24 protein-coding genes and 1 pseudogene are annotated in these 22,218 nt (G+C 43.8%); 8 read left to right on the plus strand and 17 right to left on the minus strand.

Features of this window, described 5'->3' with window-relative positions:
• Positions 1–2: 2 nt before the first annotated feature.
• Genes AAHT65_RS01995 through AAHT65_RS02005 form a run of 3 tightly spaced genes read right to left on the minus strand, consistent with a single transcriptional unit; the run spans position 3 to position 2,091 of the window.
• Entirely contained in the window at positions 3–824 is an 822-nt protein-coding gene (locus AAHT65_RS01995; RefSeq protein WP_151290239.1) for a sulfite exporter TauE/SafE family protein, read from the minus strand.
• An 18-nt stretch (positions 825–842) separates the two neighbouring features.
• Positions 843–1,694, minus strand: a complete 852-nt coding sequence (locus AAHT65_RS02000) for a DUF72 domain-containing protein (RefSeq protein WP_343311494.1) — start codon at positions 1,692–1,694, stop codon at positions 843–845.
• Between the two features lie 37 nt (positions 1,695–1,731).
• Entirely contained in the window at positions 1,732–2,091 is a 360-nt protein-coding gene (locus AAHT65_RS02005; protein ID WP_199679705.1) for a YunG family protein, read from the minus strand.
• Between the two features lie 672 nt (positions 2,092–2,763).
• On the opposite strand from AAHT65_RS02005, the gene AAHT65_RS02010 reads away from it, so the two are divergent.
• Positions 2,764–3,930 (plus strand): MFS transporter, encoded by a 1,167-nt coding sequence (locus AAHT65_RS02010; RefSeq protein ID WP_150225045.1) that lies wholly within the window; start codon positions 2,764–2,766, stop codon positions 3,928–3,930.
• 270 nt (positions 3,931–4,200) lie between these two features.
• Here AAHT65_RS02010 and AAHT65_RS02015 read toward each other — a convergent pair whose 3' ends face one another.
• Positions 4,201–5,544: an allantoinase gene (locus AAHT65_RS02015; RefSeq protein WP_343310898.1), complete on the minus strand. Its 1,344-nt coding sequence runs from the start codon at positions 5,542–5,544 to the stop codon at positions 4,201–4,203.
• A 163-nt stretch (positions 5,545–5,707) separates the two neighbouring features.
• Here AAHT65_RS02015 and AAHT65_RS02020 point away from each other — a divergent pair, with 163 nt between their 5' ends.
• The 4 genes from AAHT65_RS02020 (at position 5,708) to AAHT65_RS02035 (ending at position 9,391) form a co-directional block, all read left to right on the plus strand.
• Positions 5,708–7,303, plus strand: a complete 1,596-nt coding sequence (locus AAHT65_RS02020; protein WP_199679709.1) for a PucR family transcriptional regulator — start codon at positions 5,708–5,710, stop codon at positions 7,301–7,303.
• Positions 7,304–7,915: 612 nt separating this feature from the next.
• Entirely contained in the window at positions 7,916–8,464 is a 549-nt protein-coding gene (locus tag AAHT65_RS02025; protein ID WP_343310899.1) for an RNA polymerase sigma factor, read from the plus strand.
• A complete protein-coding gene (locus AAHT65_RS02030) occupies positions 8,461–8,751 on the plus strand; it encodes a hypothetical protein (RefSeq protein WP_013390649.1) in 291 nt (96 codons plus the stop codon). The genes AAHT65_RS02025 and AAHT65_RS02030 overlap by 4 nt, the downstream gene beginning before the upstream one ends.
• A gap of 4 nt (positions 8,752–8,755) precedes the next feature.
• Positions 8,756–9,391 (plus strand): hypothetical protein, encoded by a 636-nt coding sequence (locus tag AAHT65_RS02035; RefSeq protein WP_343310900.1) that lies wholly within the window; start codon positions 8,756–8,758, stop codon positions 9,389–9,391.
• 36 nt (positions 9,392–9,427) lie between these two features.
• Here AAHT65_RS02035 and AAHT65_RS02040 read toward each other — a convergent pair whose 3' ends face one another.
• From AAHT65_RS02040 to AAHT65_RS02095, 12 genes are all read right to left on the minus strand, one after another.
• The gene (locus AAHT65_RS02040; protein WP_343310901.1) at positions 9,428–10,315 is read right to left on the minus strand and encodes a thiopeptide-type bacteriocin biosynthesis protein; all 888 of its coding nucleotides are present in this window, start codon (positions 10,313–10,315) and stop codon (positions 9,428–9,430) included.
• Complete coding sequence (locus tag AAHT65_RS02045) at positions 10,312–12,849, minus strand: lantibiotic dehydratase (protein ID WP_343310902.1); 2,538 nt, start codon at positions 12,847–12,849, stop codon at positions 10,312–10,314. The genes AAHT65_RS02040 and AAHT65_RS02045 overlap by 4 nt, the downstream gene beginning before the upstream one ends.
• A 6-nt stretch (positions 12,850–12,855) precedes the next feature.
• On the minus strand, positions 12,856–13,986 hold the full coding sequence (locus AAHT65_RS02050) for a PqqD family peptide modification chaperone (protein ID WP_343310903.1): 1,131 nt from the start codon (positions 13,984–13,986) through the stop codon (positions 12,856–12,858).
• Positions 13,987–14,084: 98 nt separating this feature from the next.
• Entirely contained in the window at positions 14,085–14,258 is a 174-nt protein-coding gene (locus AAHT65_RS02055; protein ID WP_003327066.1) for a thiocillin family RiPP, read from the minus strand.
• A 41-nt stretch (positions 14,259–14,299) separates the two neighbouring features.
• Positions 14,300–14,470, minus strand: a complete 171-nt coding sequence (locus AAHT65_RS02060; RefSeq protein WP_003327065.1) for a thiocillin family RiPP — start codon at positions 14,468–14,470, stop codon at positions 14,300–14,302.
• Positions 14,471–14,487: 17 nt separating this feature from the next.
• Positions 14,488–14,655 carry a thiocillin family RiPP gene (locus AAHT65_RS02065; protein ID WP_003327063.1) on the minus strand — a complete coding sequence of 56 codons (168 nt, stop codon included), beginning with the start codon at positions 14,653–14,655 and terminating at the stop codon, positions 14,488–14,490.
• Positions 14,656–14,670: 15 nt separating this feature from the next.
• On the minus strand, positions 14,671–14,829 hold the full coding sequence (locus tag AAHT65_RS02070; protein ID WP_003327061.1) for a thiocillin family RiPP: 159 nt from the start codon (positions 14,827–14,829) through the stop codon (positions 14,671–14,673).
• 42 nt (positions 14,830–14,871) lie between these two features.
• Complete coding sequence (locus AAHT65_RS02075) at positions 14,872–15,042, minus strand: thiocillin family RiPP (RefSeq protein WP_003327060.1); 171 nt, start codon at positions 15,040–15,042, stop codon at positions 14,872–14,874.
• A gap of 43 nt (positions 15,043–15,085) precedes the next feature.
• Positions 15,086–15,814 carry a nitroreductase family protein gene (locus AAHT65_RS02080; protein WP_343310904.1) on the minus strand — a complete coding sequence of 243 codons (729 nt, stop codon included), beginning with the start codon at positions 15,812–15,814 and terminating at the stop codon, positions 15,086–15,088.
• Positions 15,814–17,538 carry a SagB family peptide dehydrogenase gene (locus AAHT65_RS02085; RefSeq protein ID WP_343310905.1) on the minus strand — a complete coding sequence of 575 codons (1,725 nt, stop codon included), beginning with the start codon at positions 17,536–17,538 and terminating at the stop codon, positions 15,814–15,816. The genes AAHT65_RS02080 and AAHT65_RS02085 overlap by 1 nt, the downstream gene beginning before the upstream one ends.
• Positions 17,535–18,200, minus strand: a complete 666-nt coding sequence (locus AAHT65_RS02090) for a TOMM precursor leader peptide-binding protein (RefSeq protein WP_343310906.1) — start codon at positions 18,198–18,200, stop codon at positions 17,535–17,537. Before AAHT65_RS02090 ends, AAHT65_RS02085 begins: the two co-directional genes overlap by 4 nt.
• A 19-nt stretch (positions 18,201–18,219) precedes the next feature.
• Complete coding sequence (locus AAHT65_RS02095) at positions 18,220–19,530, minus strand: YcaO-like family protein (protein WP_003327055.1); 1,311 nt, start codon at positions 19,528–19,530, stop codon at positions 18,220–18,222.
• A 294-nt stretch (positions 19,531–19,824) separates the two neighbouring features.
• Between AAHT65_RS02095 and AAHT65_RS02100 the strand changes: the two genes are divergently transcribed.
• The 3 genes from AAHT65_RS02100 to AAHT65_RS02110 are packed head-to-tail and all read left to right on the plus strand — an operon-like array spanning position 19,825 to position 21,795.
• Positions 19,825–20,085 carry a winged helix-turn-helix domain-containing protein gene (locus AAHT65_RS02100; RefSeq protein ID WP_010789853.1) on the plus strand — a complete coding sequence of 87 codons (261 nt, stop codon included), beginning with the start codon at positions 19,825–19,827 and terminating at the stop codon, positions 20,083–20,085.
• Positions 20,086–20,104: 19 nt separating this feature from the next.
• Entirely contained in the window at positions 20,105–21,046 is a 942-nt protein-coding gene (locus tag AAHT65_RS02105; RefSeq protein ID WP_010789854.1) for an ABC transporter ATP-binding protein, read from the plus strand.
• Positions 21,043–21,795 carry an ABC transporter permease gene (locus tag AAHT65_RS02110; RefSeq protein ID WP_003327052.1) on the plus strand — a complete coding sequence of 251 codons (753 nt, stop codon included), beginning with the start codon at positions 21,043–21,045 and terminating at the stop codon, positions 21,793–21,795. Before AAHT65_RS02105 ends, AAHT65_RS02110 begins: the two co-directional genes overlap by 4 nt.
• A gap of 37 nt (positions 21,796–21,832) precedes the next feature.
• Here AAHT65_RS02110 and AAHT65_RS02115 read toward each other — a convergent pair.
• Positions 21,833–22,188, minus strand: a pseudogene (locus tag AAHT65_RS02115) (2Fe-2S iron-sulfur cluster-binding protein); the annotation flags it as partial.
• Between the last annotated feature and the right edge of the window lie 30 nt (positions 22,189–22,218).

Consider the following 22,218-nt stretch of genomic DNA (forward strand, 5'->3'; position numbering starts at 1 on the left):
CTTCATCTGAATATGCCTTCATAAATTAATTGGCAGCCGATTAAAATTAACACAATCCGCATGGTGGCAACGATCGTTTTGGTCTGCATTCTTTTATTAATAGCCGCGCCAAGTTTCCCTCCGAACCAAGCACCCGGAATGAGAGCAAGAGCGTACAGCCAATCAACATGGCCAGAGAGAACGTGAGAAACAGATCCTGTAACAGAAGACAGGAAGATAATAAACATTGATGTTGCGACCGCGACCTTTGGCGGGAATAAAAATAAAAGCATCATGGCGGGCACCATCAGCGAACCGCCGCCAATGCCGAAAAGCCCGCCTAAAAAACCGACGGCAAAGGCGATGGCAATTCCGGCAGCCGCATTGTAGGAATAGGTATACGGCTCGCCCGAATCATCCCGAAAAGTCCGAATTATCCCTTGATGCTCTTTGTTCAGCGGCCTTGCTTTCTTTTTCAGCATTAAAGATACTGAAATCAGAATCATAAAAATCCCAAACCAGACAGAAAACGAATCAGAATTAAACAGCTTTGATACGTAAGCTCCGATTATACTTCCGGGGCCTGAACCGATAAAGAAAATCAGTCCGCTTTTATAATCAACCGTTTTGTATTTAATATAAGCAAGCGTGGAAGATAAGCCTGTAAAAATAATGACCAAAAGCGAGGTCCCGATGGCGACCTGGGGTGTTACATCTTGAAAGAAAGGGGTCGCGGTGCTTAAAAACAGCAAGGCGGGAACAATGACAATCCCTCCTCCAAGGCCAATCAGGCTTCCTACTGTACCCGCAATCAAACCCAATACAATTAAAATCATATAAGACACTTACATTCTCCTCTTTCCCTAGTTGAATAAATCGAGCTGCCTTGGAGAGAGGTCGGTATATTCGATTCCGAGCATACTCAGCATCTCTTTTCCATTGTCAGCCGCGTCTCCGCCGGAATTGTTGTTAAACAGCACGTAAACATCACGGCATTGCTGCTGGAGAATGGCAAGGTTCTTTTTCCAATCTTCTAGCTCTTGTTTATTATAACGGTATAAATATCTGACTTCGCGCCAGTTTTGTCCCCCATCAGGTTTGATCCAGCCTTGTTTATTCCGGCCATGAAACCTGACGAGCGTTTTGTTCTTATCTGTCGCCTTTAAAACGGTCGGTACGCTGCCCTCACCGATTTGCGGCTCGTCGCACACACTGTGAATCCAGCCTTCAGCCTTCATAAAGGAAAGCGTCTGTTCATAAAAATGGGGCGAAAACCACGAACGGTGCCGGAATTCAAGGGCGCACGGAATGCTCCCCATTTGTTGTTTGCACCACCTTAAGTAGGCGACGTTTTCTTTTTTACAATCAAACCATGGCGGAAATTGGAACAGCACCATGGCCAGCTTATTGGTATGTAGATAAGGCGTTAATGACACCTTAAAAGCGTCAAACATCTCTTCTTTTGTCTCAAACGGTATCTCGCCGCGCTGGTGGCCGGTCATTCCTTGAAAAGCCTTTATGATAAATTGAAAGGTTTCGGGTGTTTCTTTCACCCACTTTTCATTGTTGCGCTGCGGCTGAACCGCGTAAAAACTCGCATCTACTTCTACGATGGGAAAATGGGAAGAATAGGCCTGTAATTTTTGCTGATTGCCTGTTTTCGGCGGATAGATGCTGTCATGATCCCCCCAGCCCGTCAGTCCGATATAAATCACAATCATTCACCTCTCTTCCAGTTTATCACACGTGTTTTCAGGTTTCCTTGTAAAAGCTGTTGATGTTTTGAGAAAAAGCTGATTGCAGATAAAGATATTGTTCCTCATTAGTGTCTAAAAACGCTTCTTCTCTAGAGGAAGGTATATTTTGGTATACGATCCGCTGCGGAAACTGATCACTCGTGAAATCATACACGCCCCCGTTTATGCTGTTATAGAAATGCCAGCTGCCGCCGACATTTGTTTTTAATATGGAGCCGCCGTAACGGTCTTGGATAACCAAAGCCGTCACACTGCACTGGCCGCACGACGGGCATTCTTTCGTCCATTTCGAACTGGTCTTCTGCGACCATGATTTCGTTAAAATGTCTTTTAATTCTTGCTCATCCTGGATCATCGTTTTCCTCCTTCTTCATGTAAAAGATACCACTATTAGCATGTTTTAAAAACAAAGGCATGGTAAAGGATTAGTTATAATTGAAGGTGTTTAGTAATGCCAATAACGGATTCTCAGATGGATTTGCTTTTTTTATCAACATATATTAAAGTAGATAAAACTATTTACTAATATTAAGAAAGGAGGCAAAAAGTCATGGAAGCTGTTTTCAGAAGAATTGCAACAGAAGTAAAGTCATATTTACATCTAGGAGTTTTACTTTCAATGGGACCAGTCTGTCCTTTTTTAAGCAAACTTCATATAGAGACCAGCGACCGGAAGCTTTTTGTCTTTTTATTTTAGAATCTGCAAAAAACCCTTAAATGGTTTGTGCATTTTGATTAAATACTAAGCAATAACCAGACGCCGGTTTTATATGGCGTCTTTTTTGCGTTATACAGGTGAAGAATTGAGATGAATATGTGTATACAGCCTCTTGTTGGATGAAATTCATGAAAAAGTGAACAAAGATCAGGTAAGGAACCACTAAATATCGAAAACCAAGTTGCAATAATTCCCAGGAGTTTCAGAAAGGGTGAGACAATTGTTTAAAAAACTTAGGCAATATAGAAATGTTTCAGTGTTCCAAACGCTTCTAATTTAGAAAAATAATTAGAAGCGAGGAGTAATAATATGAAAAAACAAAAAATCTTTAATAAATCATTTCTATTTTTATTTATTAGTAACTTTTTAGTATTTATAGGGTTTGAAATGCTGCTGCCTATTTTACCAGCGTATTTGTTAAGCATGAATGCATCTTCCATTCAAGTAGGTCTAATGACAACATTATTTACACTAGGGGCTGTTCTAATCAGACCTTTTGTGGGGTACTATTTAATTGATAACCAACGGAAAAGTCTTGCCATTATTGCCAGTGCAGCTTTAATGATTATTACAATGCTATATCCTTTTCTTCATATTATTTGGCTTTTGCTATTGTTACGGCTTTTCCATGGCGCAGCGTGGGGGGTATCAACCACAGCCAATAGTACAATTGTAGTCGATTTAATTCCTAAGACACGGTTAGGAGAAGGTATAGGGTATTTTTCTATTTCAACAACGGTCGGGGCTATCATTGCGCCGAGTGTAGGTATCCTTATCTATGGCACTTTTTCCTTCAATATTTTAATTTGGTCATCCGTCGTACTCAGTCTATTGGCAGTAATTGCGCTTCAATTTGTATATTCACCTGCTCCTGTTAAACACGAGAGGCAGCCATTTCAATTTTTTGAAGCGATTTTTGAAAAAGACGCATGGTTCCCAGCATTACTGACGGTTATTACAACACTTGGTTTTGGAGCGATCATTACTTTTTTAGTTCTTTTTGGAAAACAAAAGGGATTAGATCATATTTTTCTATTCTTCCTTATCAATGCGACTGTCTCTACTTTACTACGTCCGTTTACAGGAAAATGGTATGACAAAAAAGGACCTTGGTCTATCATCGTTGTGGCAGCAGTTCTAGGATTTTTGTCACTTGTCATGCTGTCTTATACGACAAATAATCTTTATCTTATTATTGCAGCGATTTTATTTGGCGCTGGTTATGGAACTGTTATGCCATGTTTACAAACATGGACGGTTCAAAAGGTAAGTGAAGAAAAAAGCGGCGCTGCCAACGCAACCTTTCTTTCCAGTTTTGACGTTGGTGTTGGAGTCAGCGCATTTGTATTAGGGATTTTAGCTGAATGGATGAGTTTAGAGATGATCTTCCGGATTGTTAGTCTAAGTTTTATTTTTGTTGCTGTTTTAGTCTATAAGGATTTTTTAAATGAAAAGAAAAAGTATAAAAATATATAAAATCGATATAAAAACAAATCCACTTCTGTGTTAATAGAGGTGGATTTGTTTTGTTGATATTTGCTTAGCGTTCAAAATTTTCGAATGTTGGCGGTATCCATTATAGGAATAAGTATTTTTAATCGTAATATGTGAAATATCTTAATTAAAGTAACGGGGGCAATCGCCACATTAAGGCTTTTCCCATCCCCAATGGAACTGAGTTCCATGAAGCCTGAAAAGATTGTGATCGGATGAAGTCACTCATGCGATCTCCGCTCGGGACCGGCTTTATGAAGGAACAACCAGCTCTCCCTCATACAGGGCGGGCTTTTGCCCATCATATTTATACACACATCGCCCCCTGCTGTATGTCGCTGTGATTCGGCAGGGAAATGTATGTCCTTCGTAAATGCTTTGTTTATGCTTGGAAAACATTGTTTCTTTTGTCACGGTGTGCGGCTTCATTTCGATGAATACGAAATCGGCATCTCGCCCCGCTTCAATCCGTCCTTTTTTCAACAGGCCGAAACGTTCTGCCGGGGCAGCAGCCGTCCATTCGGCGACGGCTTCAAAAGGAATATTCCGGCTTGCGGCAAGCTCAATCATGCCCAGCAATGTGAATTGCCCGCCGCTGATGCCGCCCCAGGAAAGAAAGAGATCGTCCTCCCGTTTCAGCGCCGGCGGACAAGGAGAATGATCAGAGGAGACGATGTCAATCTTTCCGGCAAGCAGCATGTTGATTAATTCTTCCTTGGACGCTTCCGCCCTAAGCGGCGGAGCGCATTTAGCCACAGAGCCTTTTTCCCGAAGGTCTTCATGGCTGAACAGCAGATAATGCGGACAGGTTTCAACTGTGACATCCATTCCGTCTTCTTTTGCCTGCTGAATCAGCAAAACAGCTTTTCTCGTGCTGATATGTACAAAATGAAGCGGGCAGCCGGTCACTTTCGCATACTGAATCGCCCGATATACCGCTTCAGCCTCCGCTTCCTCCGGACGGGATGCGGCGTACGCATCGGCGTCCATTTTCCCTTGATCCATCAGCTCAGCTTGCAGAAAGCTTGTGATCGGATCGCTCTCCGCGTGAAGAGCAAGTATTTTACCGCAAGCCGCAATCTCTTTCATTCCGTTAAAAAGTGTCCGCTCATCGGCTGAATGAAATTCCTCTGTGCCGCACTTAGATAAAAATGCTTTAAAGCCAACCGCTCCCGCTTCCGCCATCGGACGAATGTCGGCTATATGCCCTGGAACCAATCCGCCCCACAAGGCAAAATCCACCGCGGATTTTTGCTTGCCGAGTTCCGCTTTTGCACGTAAGTTTTCAGCAGTCACCGTGGATGGAATGCAATTAAGCGGCATGTCAAAGTAGGTCGTACAGCCGCCTGCCGCCATCATTTGTGAGCCGGTCCGGATACCTTCCCACTCTTCTCTGCCCGGTTCATTAAAGTGGACGTGGCAGTCTACAGCCCCCGGAAACAAATATTGCCCGTCTGCTTGCACCACCTCGTCCGCCTCTTCTTCAATAGCCGGACTGACCGCCGCGATGATTCCGTCTTTGACTGCGATATCAACTTCTTTGACGCCTTCTCTTCCCACTGCCTTTGCGCCCTTTATGATCAGATCATAAGCCATTTGCTTCCCCCCTTTTTAATGTCATATAATGTAACAATTTCAATCTATTTATATTAGTTTACTGCTATTATAATCGTATTACATCAGCAAAAACGCTATAATTTCTGATTATTTTTATTCATCTTAACCAATAGTTAGTTTTCACAGAAAAGGAGAATGATCTATGAATATTTTCGATGTCATGAAAATCCCGGCGTATCAGTCTGCAAAAATCATTGCGGGGCAGTCCGGGGCAACCAGAGAGGTTCAGCATGTAAATATGATGGATGCGCCTGATATTGCGGATTTCCTCCATAAAAATGAATTGCTCGTGACGACCGCTTATCACCTTAAAGATAACCCCTATCAATTATCTGAGCTGATTAAGCAAATGGCCAAGCGGGGCTGCGCCGGTCTCGGCATTAAAACAAAGCGCTACCTCGATGATATTCCTAAAGACGTTATTGAGCTTGCGGACCACTATGAATTCCCCGTCATTGAGCTTGCTGAGGATATTCGGCTGGGCGACATTGTGAACGCTACACTGAGCCATATTCTTGATATGCGTTCGAAGGAGCTTCAGCAGGCCATATATGCCCACAAAAAATTCACCAGCCACATTATGAGCGGCAAAGGCCTTCAATCCCTGCTCAAAAAGGTGTCAGCCATTCTCCAGCTTCCTGTCATTTTGCTCGACCAGCATACAAAGCTGATTTCGGCATCCCATCAGATTCCAATCGACACCGCAAAGCTGAAAGGCATGTTGCGCGCTTTATCCGGCCCCTTCTTCACTTGTTTTTCTATGCTGTCTGACCGGAAAACGTATTCTGTCCTTCCTATATATACCCATGAAAAAAACTGTGGCTTTCTGTTAATTCCAGAAATGGTGCCCGCCGCAGATAAAGGCATTGTCCTCACGATTGAGCAGGCGGCCAATGTCATTTCATTCGAGCTGCTGAAGGAAAACGCGCTGAAACAGTTCAGCCGCCGGGCGCGCAATGAGTTTTTCAGCAATTTTATCGAGCATTCCTTTTCAACCCATGAAGAAATCAAAAACCGCGCCAAAGAATTCCGGCTTCGCTGGGATCAAAAATATATGTGCATCGCGGGCAAGCTTGATCGTAACGACAAAGCGATCAGCTTTACAGAAAATCAGCTGGCTTCTGACAGTGTATTTGAATTCCTCGAGGGAGAGCTGTCTTCGTTTCCATTCCCTCCCCACCTTTTTATCAAAGGGAACGTCGGTATTCTTTTAATTGAAGCGACGGACAGCTGGGGTGAAATGCATACAGCAGTCATCCGTTTTTTGGAACAGTTTCAAATACAGGTGCGGGCCCAATTTAAGCGAACGCTCTCCTTTGGCATCAGCAACATCTGCCAAAAATTGATCGAGGTTCCCGACGCGTTTACAGAAGCTTCAGACGCTCTCCATTCCGGACATTTGTCAAGGAGTACTGAATTCATTCAAGTGTACCACGTCAAAGATGTTCCCGAACTGCTCCGGCTCCTTCCGGCGGAAGACTTGAAGAAATTTTACAGCGCCACCCTTCAAAGCCTCGCTGACCGGCAGCAGGAGGATCAAAGCCTGCTCCATACTTTATCCGTTTATTTGGAAACACACTGCCAGATTTCCGAAACAGCCAAACGATTATATGTACATCGCAATACGGTCATCTACCGTTTGGAAAAATGTGAGGAGCTGCTTGGCAAAAGTTTAAAAGATCCGGAGACGACCATGCGATTACGCCTCGCGCTAAGAATACAGCGGCTGATCGGCTGATTGTTATTTTCTTACTAATATTCAGTATTTTGGTTATTCTAGCAGCTATGCACTGACACTCCCGAACAATATCATGTTCTAAAATGAACATAATGAAGGAGGGGCAGTGAAACAAAAATCTGTTATGGTCCTGACGCTTAGTTTCGAGCGTGTATCAGCCATGGATGCTGGGGTGATATTAGTGCCTCTGCTTGTGGGCAGATCGTTACATCTGACATATCTATTAGCGATCGACATTCTGACGTGAGGGATTGCAACTTACTCGGAGTCATTTATGAGCATTCTCCTTGGATTGCGCGTTAAGCCGCATCATCTGAGCAGCCCTTCCGATCAGAAAACAGACTATCAAATCCCGCTGCTTTTTCGCCTTTTGGATATCAGGTGTATAGGGGGAGTTAATTGTAAAGTCCGGCCTTTACGGTCAGGCTTTTTTATTTAATGTTCACCGCGATTTTCACCCTGTTATAATAAAAAGGCAGAGATCCTCTTAAAACCGCAGCTCCTCTACACCCATAGACCCCGGATCATCTCCATCTGCTTCTTTTCATTTTCTTTGAACTCTTTACAGCCGGCATTCGTATATAGTAACGAAACCAAGTTTCGAGGTGGGGTATGGACATTCTTTCAGATGAAGAATTGATGGAAAAAGTAAAACAAAAGGATATGGAGGCTTACAACAGCCTATATACCCGTCACGCTCAAAAAACATATCAATTTATTTTTCTATACATCCGCCAAAAACAGGCGGCTGAAGATCTCCTGCAAGAAACCTTTATCCGCGTTTATGTAAAAAGCCGCACTTACAAAAGTGAAAAAGCAAGCTTTCGCACTTGGCTTCATCAAATCGCGCACAGATTGTGCATTGACCACTATCGGAAGCACTCTAAGTTTAAATGGCAGCAGATCGAGCCAAATGAACATGAAGACGCGGAGTCCGGATCTGTGGAATATCGTGTTCAGAATAAAATGCTGATTCAGCAGTATGTGGGACAGCTGCCTGACAAAGAGCGTTCCATTCTGATTCTTGCTTATTACCAAGGATTTTCCGGCAGAGAAATCTCCCATATTCTTAACATCCCGGAAGGAACCGTCAAATCAAAGCTTCATTATTCACTTAAAAAATTGAACAAACAGCTGAAAAAGGAGATGAATGACGAATGAAGGAACACGATGAAGTCAAACGCATGATTGAAGGCTTGCACGAGCAAATGCCTGAACTTAATAATCTGTTGCGCCTGAACAGCGTCCCCCTTCCAGAAGATGCAGCCCAATCGCCTCTTCCGCCGAAAACTTGGTTTGACCGCCTGAGCCATTGGCTGACATATCCAAGCTGGCAGCTGCCTGATCTATTATCGCTGCGTTCTTTCTCTCATACGTTTGCGATTTTCCCGATTTTATCCGGAAGCTTTGCGGCACAAATACTCTTTTTCTTATTCTTAGGAAGGTGATGAAATGACAATCGGTACAATGATCGGAATCATAAGCGGTGCGGCGGCGCTTGCCGTAGGGTCAATCGGGGCTTTAGTGGGGTCGGCGTTTAACCGGCAAATTTTGAATACAATCGGTGTCGACTCGCTTCCGCAGGATCCAAAAAGAAAATATACGCTAATTGCGAAGCATTGCAGATTTTTGGGAGAATGGAACCGATTTGACAGTTATAATGTGTTCGTTTTCTTATTAGGGATTCTTTTCCTTGCCGGCGCCGGCGCTTTAGTGATAATTCGGTTTGAAGCGGGCGGCACCCCGTTTCAAGATACGCTCCAGCTTGCTTTTTTAGTTAATTCCCTCAGCTGGATTACCGTGTCATCCGTCTTGATGCTTGGCAGATTCGTCCAATTGGTGCATGTGTATAAGTATGGTGTTCAGCCTATCAGTGAGGACGACACGACCGCAGCTCCGCCAAAAGAAACACAGACGAAAAGAAAGCATACAGTCTATTGGACTGTCGTAACAGCAGCGACCATTCTTTTTATAGCAGGAGGTCTTTTGCTTCTCAAATTCCCTGTCGTTTTCATTATTTTAGCGGCATGCTACTTATTGTTTATGTTGATATTTAATTCCCTTTATCATAGAAGCAAGCGCCAATAAGAAAACTTCAGCTGCTATAAAGCTGAAGTTCTTTTTTTATGATTTTGCCTCTGGAACGTATCCTGACGTATGCGCCAGCAAAGCGCCAAGATATGCCTCTTCTATCGGCCAGACTCCTAAACGATTATTCATCATATGAATATAGTGGAAAGCCAAGTGGGAAACCGGGGTTCTGATTTTCTCAGACTCTTTTATCTCAGAAAAGGCATGTTCAAGCACTTGTTCATAACCGTCCGTTAATTCCTTGACACGCGGATCGGCGGCCATCCTTTCCATCACTTGATTGATGACATCGACCCTTTTTTTCGCAGCCTCTTCCAGTTTTATTTTATAGGAAATCCCCTCCGTGTAATCAGCTCCGCTCCAATAATGCAGCATGCTTTCCCAAAGCTGCCGCGTTTCCGCTTCTGACAGAGAGGCTTTTTCAGCAGTTATTTTCATTAATAACAGCGCCAGATCAAAGCGGTCTTTATCGGAAAAATAATCATGATTCACAAATAAAAGAGCAAGTTCACTCGACGACTGAAAGATATTTTCAGCAACATCCACTCCTTGAAGGCCGCCGTATTTTTCGTACTCCTGTTCATATTCTTCCTGCTGAAATCCAGATTCAAAATCCGCTGTCTCTGCTTTGACAGGCAGCAAACGGCTTAAGTCTGGAACCGGTTCGGCTATGACCGCCGAAAGGCATTGGCTGAAACGCTCTTCAAGGAGCTCTTCAGCGGCTTCCATCTCAGCCTCATCCACCAGAAATCGCAAACGGATATGAGGGCCTTGCATATCAATATAACGGATAAAAAACCACTTATGTACTTGAACACTGTTTTTGATTTGCTGAACAGCAGGTGTCACAATGTTGACGATAATCTTTTCTAAATACTCGGCCCTTGGCACATAAATGCTGTAAAACACCCATTCTTTCATATAAAAACCCCTTTCTGATTGGCTATAACTGATTCTTCATGCTTCACAACAGGCCATTGGAACAAGGACATATATTCAGACGCAATCACATGCCCTTCCTCACTCTTGAGCCAATGCTGATTCCGGTCAGGCAGCGCTTCAGTAAACGTAATCGACAAAAGATCGTCTTCTGCTGCAATCGTGTTCACAGCCGCTTCTATTGAATGATAGCTATTAAAATTCATGTACATCGGTTTTCTTTGCTTCGGATTCAGCATGACGCTTGTCCTCTCCCCGGAAAGAAAGCCCTCATCGGGAAGTCCGTAATTCTTTTGAAATGCTTTCATCCTTGTAAAATAGGCATACTCACTTTCACGATGTTCTTTTAGCGGGAATAAGAAAGCCGGAATCCGCCATCTGGAACGTCTTTGAACGATTCTTCCCTCTTGCACGCGGGGATGAAATTCCACTTTCTCCGGCGGAGGCGCTTTTGAAAATAACGGAGAAGACACCCAATCCGCCTGATAAGCATTGATCCACGGCATCATAATGGTAAACAGATAGGATACAGGCCCGTGCATCATATGCTGAGGGACGGCACCGAAATACATGGGGGCGACAGGACGTCCTTCTTTATTTACAAGAGCCAGCGTGCCGGAATCCTCATGAACCAAAAGCAGATCTTTTAATAGAATATCATTCTGGTCTGATGTAGGATTTTCGCCAAGCCATCTTAAGGATTGTGATGTAATACCGGGATCAGTCTGTAAATTGCTGAAATCTGAAATCATCGGAAAATGAACGATATCTGAGCGGGGGTTCATAGCATTCACCCATTGCTTCATGAGTGTGCTTAAATTCCGCCCGTCCTCTTGAAACATAGATTGGAACCGAAGCAGCAGCCCCAGCCCGGAGCTGATTTGATTGATAACCAACTGGTAGTCTCCCGCCGCAATGCTGTCTCTGCCGTTATTTGCGGCCAACTGATAAAAAACGGTTGCGCTTGGCGGCGCAGAACTGGCGCCATAAGGGGCAAAGACTCTTGACTCCTCCAGTTTCAAAGCGGTCTTCTTATCTTTCCGCAAGGCGTTTTTGATTAATCGCGGCCGGTCTTTTCTCTTTTCAAACTGATACAAAAATGCTTGAATGTCGCTGCACACGCCTCCCCTCCCATACGTTTCTACGAAATGCTCACATAGTAAATCGTACAGGTGTGTGCGGAATTGATAGTTTCTGAGCTGATGAGACAGCTTTTCCATATCACGTTTTACATACTCTCCTAATGGCGGATGATCCCCGGCAAATTTCACATTTTCATAAACGAGTTTTTCATTCAATAAGCTTTTTGGAGCCTTATGTGTCAGCTCACTGAATGCGCGTTTGGCGAGTCTGTGAATCAGCTGGTGATACTTAAGTCTTCGCTTTGCTTCACTGGCCGCAAGCGCCTCTATGCAGCCATCCATCCATTTCACAATGCGCGCCAGCCGCCTTGCTTTTCGGGAAGGTATCGGCTGAAGGAAATCGTATAAACTTAGCAAAGGCTGCTCGGATTTTCTTGAAAAGGGGAGAACCGGTTTGATCCATTGTTCAGCTGACAAACAAGGTATGGTTAAAGACGTGTTTTTCAGCAGTTCCGTTACTTCCTCGAAACTTCCTGAACAGAGTGACTCAATCACACCCATCTGTTCATCTGATACGTTTTCTGAAACCATTTTATCCTCCCGCCATGCAAATCCGTTCAAAATCGTATAAGAGCTTTTCATCAGCTGTATAGTGTTGTTTTCTGCTGGTTGAAGAGATTGGTTTTTTTCATATTGCAAGTACCGGGAAAACTCAGGATGCTGTGCCATTTCAAAAATGAGTTCGCTGCAAATCGATTTGGATATGCTGCAAAAGTTTGTTTTCTGAGTGCTGGGGGCCGGCGCATCATCAGCTGAAAAAGAGGTCAATCCGATTTTTGTAAAGGTGCTGAACGGGCTGGTTTTTGCAGTGATTCTTCCTAAATAAGCCATACTGGAGCGTGCGTATTGTTTATGAGGCTGCCACAATTTCGGCTTGCTTTTTTTATAGGCGGTCAAATATTTTGGATTGGCCAGCGCCATTCCTTTTTGCCATTCTTCATTTTCCATTTCATATGCTAACCGTTTACCAGCCTGCTTAATTTCTTCCTCAAAAAGCTGCTTTGTGTCTTCCATATATGTCTGTCTGTCGTGAATCGCCGTATACCATTGATCAAATAAACCAAAATCGGCTTCAGACATTCGTTTTTTTAATTCCGTTCTATTTTCTTCTGAAATCTTGACAGCACGGTTATTAAAAATATCCCGTTTGATTTTTAGCAGAAAACGGAGGATCGTCGTTTCCTCATCCTGCAGTCGGGAAATCAGTTCATAAAAAATGTCGCTTAAAGGTTCTTTCAAGTTTTCAAGGGCTTGTTCAAGATAAAGAATCTTGTCAACATTTTTTGCCGATTCTGCTATATCCATACTTTTCAAACTGTCGATGCTGCCGCCTGCAGCCCGCAGCATAACAAACGGCGCCACATTTTCCGCCATTACAAATCACCCCATATTTCCGAATACATTTCTTATGAGAAAGAGAAAAGCTGACAATAGACAAAAGAAATAAGTGAGTGAAACTAAGGAGTACGTTACATAAACTGCTTTCCGTTTTTTCGCCATATTATTTAAATAAGCCGGAAGCTTTTTAAACGTCAACACATGCAGTAAATAAGTTAAGGCTCTTTTTCTTAGTGATAATTCGCCGGCTGCGGCTTCTACAGCATGATACCCATCTGTCGGCAGCAGCAAATTCAGGTTGCTGAGGACAAAGCATATTTGCATAAATGAAATGAGTTGGGCTGTTTCGCTCACTGTTCCCTGAGGTGCCAACATGGCAATCCCCGCCCACAAACCGCTGGCCAATAGGTCTGAATACGGACCGGCCAGTGCGATATGAATACGGCTTTTCTTGCTTTTTAAACGGTATGTGTCTGTCCGATCCACATAAGCAACAGGGATAAAATAATATAACAGCGCGACGCCCGCTTCACGAATGTTGACGCCGTACGCCTTCGTTACGAGGGCATGAGCCATTTCATGCACAATTAAATGAAAAATAATGACACACGCCAGCAATATCCAATTAACAGACGTCCACACGATTTGCCAACCGGCTGTCACGTTAAGCAGAATAAAAGAGGATAGCGCACAAAAAAACAGGACATATAAAGTTATTTTTTGAAGCATAGCGGGAATAGAATGGTATATATGCAATAAAGCGTCAGTTGTCTTATTTAACGATTTAGCCAAAGGTAAGCGAAGCATCGGTTTGTCAGCAGCCCGGCGCATCACCCGCTTCACCTGATGTTCAGGCAAAGGTTTAATATTCAGCACATCAGCTTTTCTTAAAGATGAAAAAAACACATGCACAATTTCCGGGAAGTTAGAGTATTTCGCATAATCACGTTCTAATTTTTTAATAATATCGTGACCGGTATTAGCACCGTCCATCAAGTTGAAAATTTCCAGACCGACTTTGGAAAGCCTGATATATTTTCCATTATGTTGGTCAAACAACATGGGTTCTTCATTCGCGCCTATTAACAACTCTACCCCTTCTTCCAAGTAAAGGGGATTCACCAAAAGCTCTTCATCGCAGTGAGACTGAACCTGAGCGTTGTTTATGAGCATACATTAAACTCCTTTAAATGACATTCAAATACGATATAATAGTAAGGAAAGTAAGACATGCGCCTGCTCCCAACAGGCACTTGTCTTACTTCAATTGATCACCCGTAGCTGCTTGCACTTCCGGCTGTAGATGCTGTAGTTGCCGGACATGAAGCTGTTGTAAAGGAGGAAGCAGTGCTCGCTGTTCCCGCAACAGTCGCCAAATCCACTTGAGCCGGCAGCTCTTCGGCGTATAATTCCAATGTTTTAATGGATGTATCTTTTTCTGACATATTGTCACCGCCTAATCATGATTTTGTGTTTCAAAACAGACCTATACATCTACTGTAGAAATGGTTGCTATCGTTGACACGAAAGTTGTCCAGCATGCATATGATGCCCCTGTCGACATCGTTGAGATGACAGATGACAGGTCTACTTGCGCAGGCAGCTCTTCCGCATATAGTTCAAGGTTTTGCAAATGATTGTTATCGTTCTTCAACATGTCCCCCACCTATCAAATTATCCGTAGCAGCTGACAGTTCCGGCGGATGCCGCTGTCGTTCCCGGACATGATGCCGTGCTGACTGATGATGTAGAGCTGAAAGAAGCCGCAATGGTTGCTAAATCAACTTGCTCCGGCAGTTCTTCAGCAAAAAGTTCTAATTCATGCATTTTATCTTTTTCCATTTTTAATCCCCCTTATTAACCGCCATAAGACGAAATTGTGCCGGCAGTAGATGCCGACGATCCTGCTGATGCAACTGTTCCGAAGGACGCTGCCGTCGTGAATCCTGACAGCGATTGAATTTCTGTCATTTCCTCAGCATAAAGCTCCAACTCAAATTCTTTTTTCTCTTCCATATGATAAGCCTCCTAAAATAAAATTGTAGAAATGCACTTTCTTTACCCAGAAAATGAAGATGCCGTGCCTGCTGTGCCGGCTGTGCTTCCCGGACATGAAGCAGATCCAAGAGTCGTGGCAGAAGCCCACGTTGCTAACGGACCAACGGTAAAGTCCATCTGGTTTTCAAGCTCTTCTGCGAATAATTCCAATTCAGCTTTTTTCTCTTCCATATTTATCACCTCCTTTCAAGTTACACGTTGTAAAAGAAGGTTTTTAGCTTTCGGCAAAGGTTATTGGTTTCCCAAATGAGAATGCGCACAATTGGGTGCGGTGCCGTCCGTCAATATGAGTGCATTCCCTGAGAGGCCTTGGAAGAGCGCCGGCAAAAACAGTCCCTGTAAGCCCAAGCGTTAAAGCCGAAAGCCAGGCATTATGAGCCGCTGCTCCGCCGCGCACCATCAAATGCCGGTATCCATGGCCTCCATAATGCTGTACGGCTTGGTTCATCGTCCCGTGTACAATGATAATGGCGGGAGCAAACATGAATTCCTTCTGTAAGAACCAATTTTCCGCTTCTGCTTGTTCGGGAATTTCGCCTGCAGGCACTAAGGAATGGGTTTCTGGACAATAATCGTAAAAGAAAGGACATTGGAGATTTTCAATACGCCACGCGATAACGGATAACGTAATGTCAATTCCCTTGCTGATTTGCCGCGGCCAATGTCTCGCATCCTCTTCTTTTGCTGCTGATAAAATCGTTCCTACATCGCTTAAATCAACGGGAGCCCGATCATAAAAACGAGTGGCCGTACGCTCCTTAAATACCTGAAAAAGCTCTTCTCCTTCAATGCGCTGATCGGGAAGGAGCACAGACCGGCTGCCGTTTTTGTGATGCTCGGTCTCATGCAGTTGCTGTGACGTGCCGCTATCAAAATGAAAATCTTTTGTTTCCTCGATTAATTGGTCTATCAGCTGAAATGGTTCAAAAGAAGCCACTGCCATCACCGCCCGTCATCTATTCCGGCTACCGCGGTAACCGGTTCTTTTTTAGGATCTAATCCCAAGCAGGTTATAAGCTCTTGCTCGTTCCACTGATCAACTGCACTTAACGTGATTCCAAGTCCGGTTGATACAGCATGCATTTGCGATAAAGCGACACCGGCATCCAAATGGATCACTTTATATGCGAATCCGTTATATTTGCTGGCCACCCTTTCATAAGCGCCGGTAAAGACCACAAGAGCCTTTGGAAGCTGATCCTCTGTCAGACCGGTTATATCAGTCATTTGTTTCTTTATCTCTTCCTCAGTTAAAGAAGGGCCGATTTTCGCCAAGGAGTGGTCTAAATGCTGATAATAGTAACAATTAGGGACCAGTCCTTTTACAGACAGCGCAAGAATATAAATCTGGCATGATCCTAAATTACCGCCTGTCGGCGCCCATCTTTGCACTTTGTCGGAGACCTGGCCGCTGCCGGCATCTCTTAAGCCTCCGCTTGTGAGAAACAGACGGGTCAATGATTCAAGATTCAATTCTTCCTTCATAGGAATTGGTTCATATCTATTTTTCAAAAAACTGCCCTTTGGATGCGGAAGGGATTCTTCTTTCGGCAGCCCAGTTAAAGCCGCGCTCGGATAGTTTTTTGCTTCATTTGTTAATAAGAGATTCTTCGGATTGTAATGGACTTGATGACTTTTAGGGTTAATTAAATGTTTCGATGGAAAGGCGATGGCATTCTCAAATTGCAATGCCGGGTGAAGTTCATTCTCGGAGCTGCCGGAAGCGCATATGCCATCCGGTCTTGGATGTACTTTTTTGCTGGTGCTTGTCCAATCATTAAATTGAAAGGTTAAATATTCCGACCCCGTTGCCGAAGGCGCGAGTCTTGTAATGAAATAAGCAATTTCAATCGCAGAATAGTATTCCCACATTTCAATATGATCCAAGTCGGGCGCACCATTGTTTTCTTCTGATTCAACCGTTATTTTATAATCATGATAGGCCGCTGTTTCATTTTTTTCAAAATAAGGACCGACCACACCGCATTCCTCTGTAACCCGTGTGAGGAGCCAGGGAATATTTTTCTCACGGCAAAGATGGTCTAACGAAAGCAAACGCTCGTGATTCAAAGGGTTCGTGCAAAAGACAATGACGTTTGTTGCTTGATCAAGCTTCACTTCATCTGAAAGCAGTTCTGCTCTGACATGGTCTGCCCCCATAAACAGAAGTTCATCTTGAAGGATTTTTCCGTGATCTGAATCTGTCAGCAGCAGGATCTTGGCGGTTTTTAATCTATTCAGGCCTTCAGCCGCACTTCTGTTTACTCTGGTGGAGTCCGTGCTCCGCTGGAAAAAATGCAGCACGTCAGCATCGAAATGGCTGATATCGACCCCCTCATCTCCCTCCGCGTCATCAAGCAGACCGCGCATGAACAATAGTGAGAGAATGTTACTGACATCCCTCGGAGAATATTGGTCAAATTCTTTTATGATTTCCTCTAGAGAATATGCACCATTTAGAAAAGGTATCAGTTTCGGTAAAAACCGTGTCACGGCATTTCCCTTCAGCACCTGTAAATTTTCCGTTCCATGGAACAACAGAGAATCTTGGTCAGGAATCATTTGAAGGCTTGCCATTAAACGCGGTTTTTTCGGCAAATTAAAATTCGGATCAAAATATGCCGCATGACCGACTTGTTCCGCAGACATGACTGAAGTGTTTTTCATTTTGTGAGCGCCTCCCCTCTTCTTTCGCCTAACAGCGATTGAAGGCTTTCAGATAACTGCGCCACACTCCGATTTTCCTCAGGCCGTTTTAACCCGCATCTGGGACAGCCGTGGATGCCTACCGTTTTGGAGCGGAAAGACTCTCTTGTCAGCATATTCATCTGCCAGATTGAACCGGCTAATGACGGCGCATCTTTATCGATTGATTTTATAATTGTCGAGGCAAAGACGGCTGACCAGCCTGCAAAGCTTCGTAAATACCCTTTCGGCCCCGCATCTGGATGCCTGTGATAATAATCATCCATCTTTCTGACATACTGAGGAACCGGCGAGTGCTGTAAAGACCTCGATTCAAAGCAGTGAAAGCACGGTCCTTCACCCGGAATGACAAGAGGGCCTATTCTGGCATAAGGATGGTCCATGGTAATCGGCAGCCACGGTTCTCTCCATTTAAAGAAAAGCTGATCTAATTGTTTCGAAATGTATGAAGATGATTTCCAAGAAGCAAAAATATGTAAACGTGCAGATGGGAAGCGATCTGACGGCAGTAGATACATAGGCTCGGGTAATGCCGTAACAGCAGTGTTTTGATACCTCTTGGAGAATTGCTCTGCCACTTCTTCCCCAAAAGCTCCTGACGACATAATATGAATGGGTTTCATTTTAAAATCTCCTTCCTTATTAAGCAAAAGGCTGAGGCCAAGAATTGATTTCACTCTCAGGTTTTACTGGATAACCCATCGCTTTTGTTCCTTCATATAATCGGGGATGCCCCAGAAAACGGCAGCGATAGCTGAAAGACAATGGCTGAAGCCCCGGAATAACCACCCGGACCACACGCATATCGGCACGAATGGCTTCATCGGTTGTGAGATCAACCGCAAATGCCTCCAGCCCTTTTTCTTCGAGCCGGTCTAAAAGAAATGCCAAATTCTCTCCTGCATTTTCTTGTTCAAGATTTTTAAATTCTGAAAGATTTGAGCGGTTTGGTGATTGTACTAAGAAATCGTATGCATGCAGCCGTTCAGGTTTCCCCATGTAGGTCGCACCGTGGAACACGTTAAAGAAATCGTCTATATCATTTGGGGCGGGACGCTCTGCCATCATGGCGATACGTGAAGAGGCGGCCTCCCTCATGACTTTGTTTATTGCTTTTTGGGGGTTCAAATCTGTCGCGCACATAATCAAGGCTGCCAGTTTTTTGTTGTAAGGCGTCAGCTGCAAAGAATAAATGGTCGGAATGCCGAGATCTGTCGTTCCGTTAAATAAATACTGCTTGATATTCCCGTTTTTATATGTTCTGTTTAAAAATTCAGTCATTTCTTGATCTGGTGTTTCATCAAATACGATGTGAGGCAGAGGAAGTTCCTGATACCATGTTAAAGAGATCGCATCTCTTTCAATCACTTCACAAATGGCGTTGATAAGCGCTTGTTCATAAGAGGTATGTGCAGCGCAGCCGGTTGATATAGGAAGCCAGAAGCGCTCACCTTGGCTCATGGCCGGCAGATGCAAATAGGTCATAATCGCCGGGATCCATGTCTCTTCTTGCGTATGGAGGGACATACCCTTTACCCACCTAAGCGGAGAATTGAATAAAGGTTTATTGACAGGACAGCGCGGATGCGAGAGTTCAGCTTCCGAGCATACGGGAATCTTTGTCAAATCAAGAGCTTTTGATCCCAGTTCTTCAGCCGTTGCCCAAATAAACTGGTCTTCGCTGTACACGCAGCTTGAATAACGTTCTAATGCTTCAGCAATCGCTTTTATTCGACTATCTTTTTCATGAAGTGAGCCTCCAGCCCCATCCATATCGCCCGACATTGATCTTCCCGGATTCAAATAAGCAATATGGGGAAGTGATTGAGAAATATCTCCTGTTGAAGCAACTTGAATTGGGAAATCAGGTTCACCCGGATAGGTCGGGAGGGAGGATACCCGGTTAATAAATCCTCCTAAAGGCTGTACTAATTTTTCCAACGAATGAGCCATGAACACACCTCCATTTTTTCAAAAAAACGTAAATATTGGGTTATGAGTTCATTATATTAAATAAATCGTCCATGATCTATGTCGAAAAACTTAATATACGTTAAGATTACTGAAACTATTTTCCTATTTTTATCTTAGTTGTCATTTTCATCTGAACTGAACGGCAAATCCTGTCGTATATGGTAATGAAATCATACGTCTCAGTTATCGTAACTAAAGGGGGAGATTCAGATTATTCAACGGCAAAAAGATATGCTTCTTATTGGCGATTGGTTTTTAGACTCTGAACGGGAAATGTTGGTAAATGAAACATCTACTATTCCGCTTTCCAGAATTCAGTTTCGTTTACTGCATTGTTTAGCCGTCCATAACGGCAGGCCTGTATCCAAAGCCAACCTCATTAAATATGCGTGGGGAGAGGAAGGTTTCGCTACAAAAAACGCATTATATGTATATATCAACCGGCTGAGACAGTTAGTAGAAAAGGACGTGAAGCGGCCTAAACATATCTTATGCCTGCGAAAAGAAGGCTACATTCTTTATCCAAAACATTAAAGGAGCGTGAAAGAAGCATATGAAAAACAGCGTGCCGATCACTGTCCAACATTTGTTTAAGTCTTACGACGATCATCAGGTTATAAAGGGCATTTCTTTTGATTTGAAAAAAGGGGAGGTTTTTGGGCTTCTTGGTCCCAATGGAGCGGGGAAGACAACGATCTTGGAATCTATTATCGGTTTACGAAAGCCGAGCAGCGGCGAGATTTCGGTTATGGGCTGCAACCCCTTGAAGCAGCCGGAAAAAATCAGATCTTTTATCGGAGTCCAGCCTCAAGAAACAAATCTTTTCCCTTATTTAAAAGTAGGGGAAACGCTGAAATTATTTTCTTCTTTATATAAGAAATCACGGCCGCCTGAGGAAATATTAAGGCTGGTCGGGCTTGAAGAGATGATGAATAAACCCACCCGCAAACTATCAGGCGGACAAAGAAAAAGGCTTCTGATCAGCATTTCTCTCATATCCGATCCTGATATATTATTTTTGGATGAACCGACGGCGTCTTTAGACCCCCATTCCCGACGGCAAATTTGGGACATTATCCAATCTCTCAAAGAAAAGGGGAAAAGCGTATTTTTAACGACGCATTCAATGGAAGAAGCTTATACTCAATGCGACCGCACCGCCATTTTATATAATGGAAAATTTGCTGCACTCGGAACCCCTGCAGATTTAATCCAAACCTATTGCCCTCAGCAGCGCTTGTTCCTAAAATATGCCGGCCAAAAAAGAGTCGAACAAATAAAAAGCATTCCCGAAATAAAGGAATCTTCTATCAAAACGCTCCCGGCCGGCTATGAACTTGAAATTGTAGCTGAGCCTATTACGAAAAATGTTATCTCCTCCGTCATGAAACAGATTGATGCCGATTGGTCCAGTATTCGGATTGAACAAGGAACGCTTGAGGATGTATTTCTGAAATTAACCGGCAAAAAAATACGAGAGGGTGTCTTGGTGTGATCAATAAACGCGCTTTTTCTGCACTTTTAGGGATGAATATAAAAGAATTGATACGAAATCCCCTGACCTTTTTTATGGTTTTAGCGTTTCCTTTTCTGTTTTTGATCATGTTCGGCGTTTTATCGAGTTCAACCGGCGTCGGTACAGATTTATTCGAGTTTATCGTACCCGGTATTATCGTCATGGCGTTCTTTACACTCGCTATAAACGGCACTTCCACTCCTATTATTCAGATGAGGGATCAAGGAACACTGCGCTTAATCGGATTGACTGAAGCTTCTAAGCTGACATTTGTCCTTTCACAAATATGCGCACGTTTTGTATTAGCCGCTTTTCAGCTGCTTGTGCTGCTGAGTGTCGCTTATTTCAACGGCATGTTACAAGCGCAGAACATTCCCCAAATTATGCTGGTCTCTCTCATCGGGCTTCTCATGTTGTTTGCACTTGGTTATACCGTTGGAAGTATGCGTCTATCTATGGAAGCTGTAAACGGTCTTTCAGGCGGAATGCTCGCCCCTCTGCTAATCGTGTGCGGCTTAATCATGCCGATGAACCTGCTTCCTTCTTGGCTTGAAACTGTATCAAAGTTTATTCCGCTTACCTACTTTGGAGAATTGCTGCGTTATTATTTGAACGGAGATGCTCCCTCTCTCGGTGTCCTATTCAGTTATCTCATTTTAATCATTTCTACTATACTGCTCGCTTTTGCAGCCATCCGTTTATTTCGATGGGATCATATTCGCGCTTAAAAGGCAAAAAGGCTGGAATGGAGATTCCGGCCTTTTGCTATACTTCTTCTGTGTTACAGCGATTCATCTCTTTTCTGATTCTGTGTGCCGCTCTCATGATCCCGCCATATCCTGTGCAGCGGCATATGTTTCCCGACAGCCCTTCTGCGATTTCTTCATCTGCGGGATTAGAAATTTCCCGAAACAGCGTCTTGAGGGCGATCGTCATCCCCGGAGTGCAGCAGCCGCATTGGAAGCCGCCCTACTAAAAAAGCGGTTTGGCAGATATCAAGTTCATCCTGTTGCAGAGCCTCACTGGTCGTGACGGACTGTCCGTCAGCCTTATATGACCATAGTCATACACGCATTGGACAGCTTGCCGTTGAGCAAAACGGTACAAGATCCGCAGCGGCCGTAGTATGAAAAGCCAAACAGAGAAATACA

This window comes from Bacillus atrophaeus (genome assembly GCF_039519175.1).
Classification (GTDB): Bacteria; Bacillota; Bacilli; order Bacillales; family Bacillaceae; genus Bacillus; species Bacillus atrophaeus.

What these genes read in the sequence shown, in the direction of transcription:
- AAHT65_RS02005 (WP_199679705.1), bottom strand. Translation starts at nt 2,091, where the DNA reads ATGATCCAGGATGAGCAAGAATTAAAAGACATTTTAACGAAATCATGG.
- AAHT65_RS02010 (WP_150225045.1), top strand. Translation starts at nt 2,764, where the DNA reads ATGAAAAAACAAAAAATCTTTAATAAATCATTTCTATTTTTATTTATT.
- AAHT65_RS02015 (WP_343310898.1), bottom strand. Translation starts at nt 5,544, where the DNA reads ATGGCTTATGATCTGATCATAAAGGGCGCAAAGGCAGTGGGAAGAGAA.
- AAHT65_RS02020 (WP_199679709.1), top strand. Translation starts at nt 5,708, where the DNA reads ATGAATATTTTCGATGTCATGAAAATCCCGGCGTATCAGTCTGCAAAA.
- AAHT65_RS02025 (WP_343310899.1), top strand. Translation starts at nt 7,916, where the DNA reads ATGGACATTCTTTCAGATGAAGAATTGATGGAAAAAGTAAAACAAAAG.
- AAHT65_RS02030 (WP_013390649.1), top strand. Translation starts at nt 8,461, where the DNA reads ATGAAGGAACACGATGAAGTCAAACGCATGATTGAAGGCTTGCACGAG.
- AAHT65_RS02035 (WP_343310900.1), top strand. Translation starts at nt 8,756, where the DNA reads ATGACAATCGGTACAATGATCGGAATCATAAGCGGTGCGGCGGCGCTT.
- AAHT65_RS02040 (WP_343310901.1), bottom strand. Translation starts at nt 10,315, where the DNA reads ATGAAAGAATGGGTGTTTTACAGCATTTATGTGCCAAGGGCCGAGTAT.
- AAHT65_RS02045 (WP_343310902.1), bottom strand. Translation starts at nt 12,849, where the DNA reads ATGGCGGAAAATGTGGCGCCGTTTGTTATGCTGCGGGCTGCAGGCGGC.
- AAHT65_RS02050 (WP_343310903.1), bottom strand. Translation starts at nt 13,986, where the DNA reads ATGCTCATAAACAACGCTCAGGTTCAGTCTCACTGCGATGAAGAGCTT.
- AAHT65_RS02055 (WP_003327066.1), bottom strand. Translation starts at nt 14,258, where the DNA reads ATGTCAGAAAAAGATACATCCATTAAAACATTGGAATTATACGCCGAA.
- AAHT65_RS02060 (WP_003327065.1), bottom strand. Translation starts at nt 14,470, where the DNA reads ATGTTGAAGAACGATAACAATCATTTGCAAAACCTTGAACTATATGCG.
- AAHT65_RS02065 (WP_003327063.1), bottom strand. Translation starts at nt 14,655, where the DNA reads ATGGAAAAAGATAAAATGCATGAATTAGAACTTTTTGCTGAAGAACTG.
- AAHT65_RS02070 (WP_003327061.1), bottom strand. Translation starts at nt 14,829, where the DNA reads ATGGAAGAGAAAAAAGAATTTGAGTTGGAGCTTTATGCTGAGGAAATG.
- AAHT65_RS02075 (WP_003327060.1), bottom strand. Translation starts at nt 15,042, where the DNA reads ATGGAAGAGAAAAAAGCTGAATTGGAATTATTCGCAGAAGAGCTTGAA.
- AAHT65_RS02080 (WP_343310904.1), bottom strand. Translation starts at nt 15,814, where the DNA reads ATGGCAGTGGCTTCTTTTGAACCATTTCAGCTGATAGACCAATTAATC.
- AAHT65_RS02085 (WP_343310905.1), bottom strand. Translation starts at nt 17,538, where the DNA reads ATGAAAAACACTTCAGTCATGTCTGCGGAACAAGTCGGTCATGCGGCA.
- AAHT65_RS02090 (WP_343310906.1), bottom strand. Translation starts at nt 18,200, where the DNA reads ATGAAACCCATTCATATTATGTCGTCAGGAGCTTTTGGGGAAGAAGTG.
- AAHT65_RS02095 (WP_003327055.1), bottom strand. Translation starts at nt 19,530, where the DNA reads ATGGCTCATTCGTTGGAAAAATTAGTACAGCCTTTAGGAGGATTTATT.
- AAHT65_RS02100 (WP_010789853.1), top strand. Translation starts at nt 19,825, where the DNA reads ATGTTGGTAAATGAAACATCTACTATTCCGCTTTCCAGAATTCAGTTT.
- AAHT65_RS02105 (WP_010789854.1), top strand. Translation starts at nt 20,105, where the DNA reads ATGAAAAACAGCGTGCCGATCACTGTCCAACATTTGTTTAAGTCTTAC.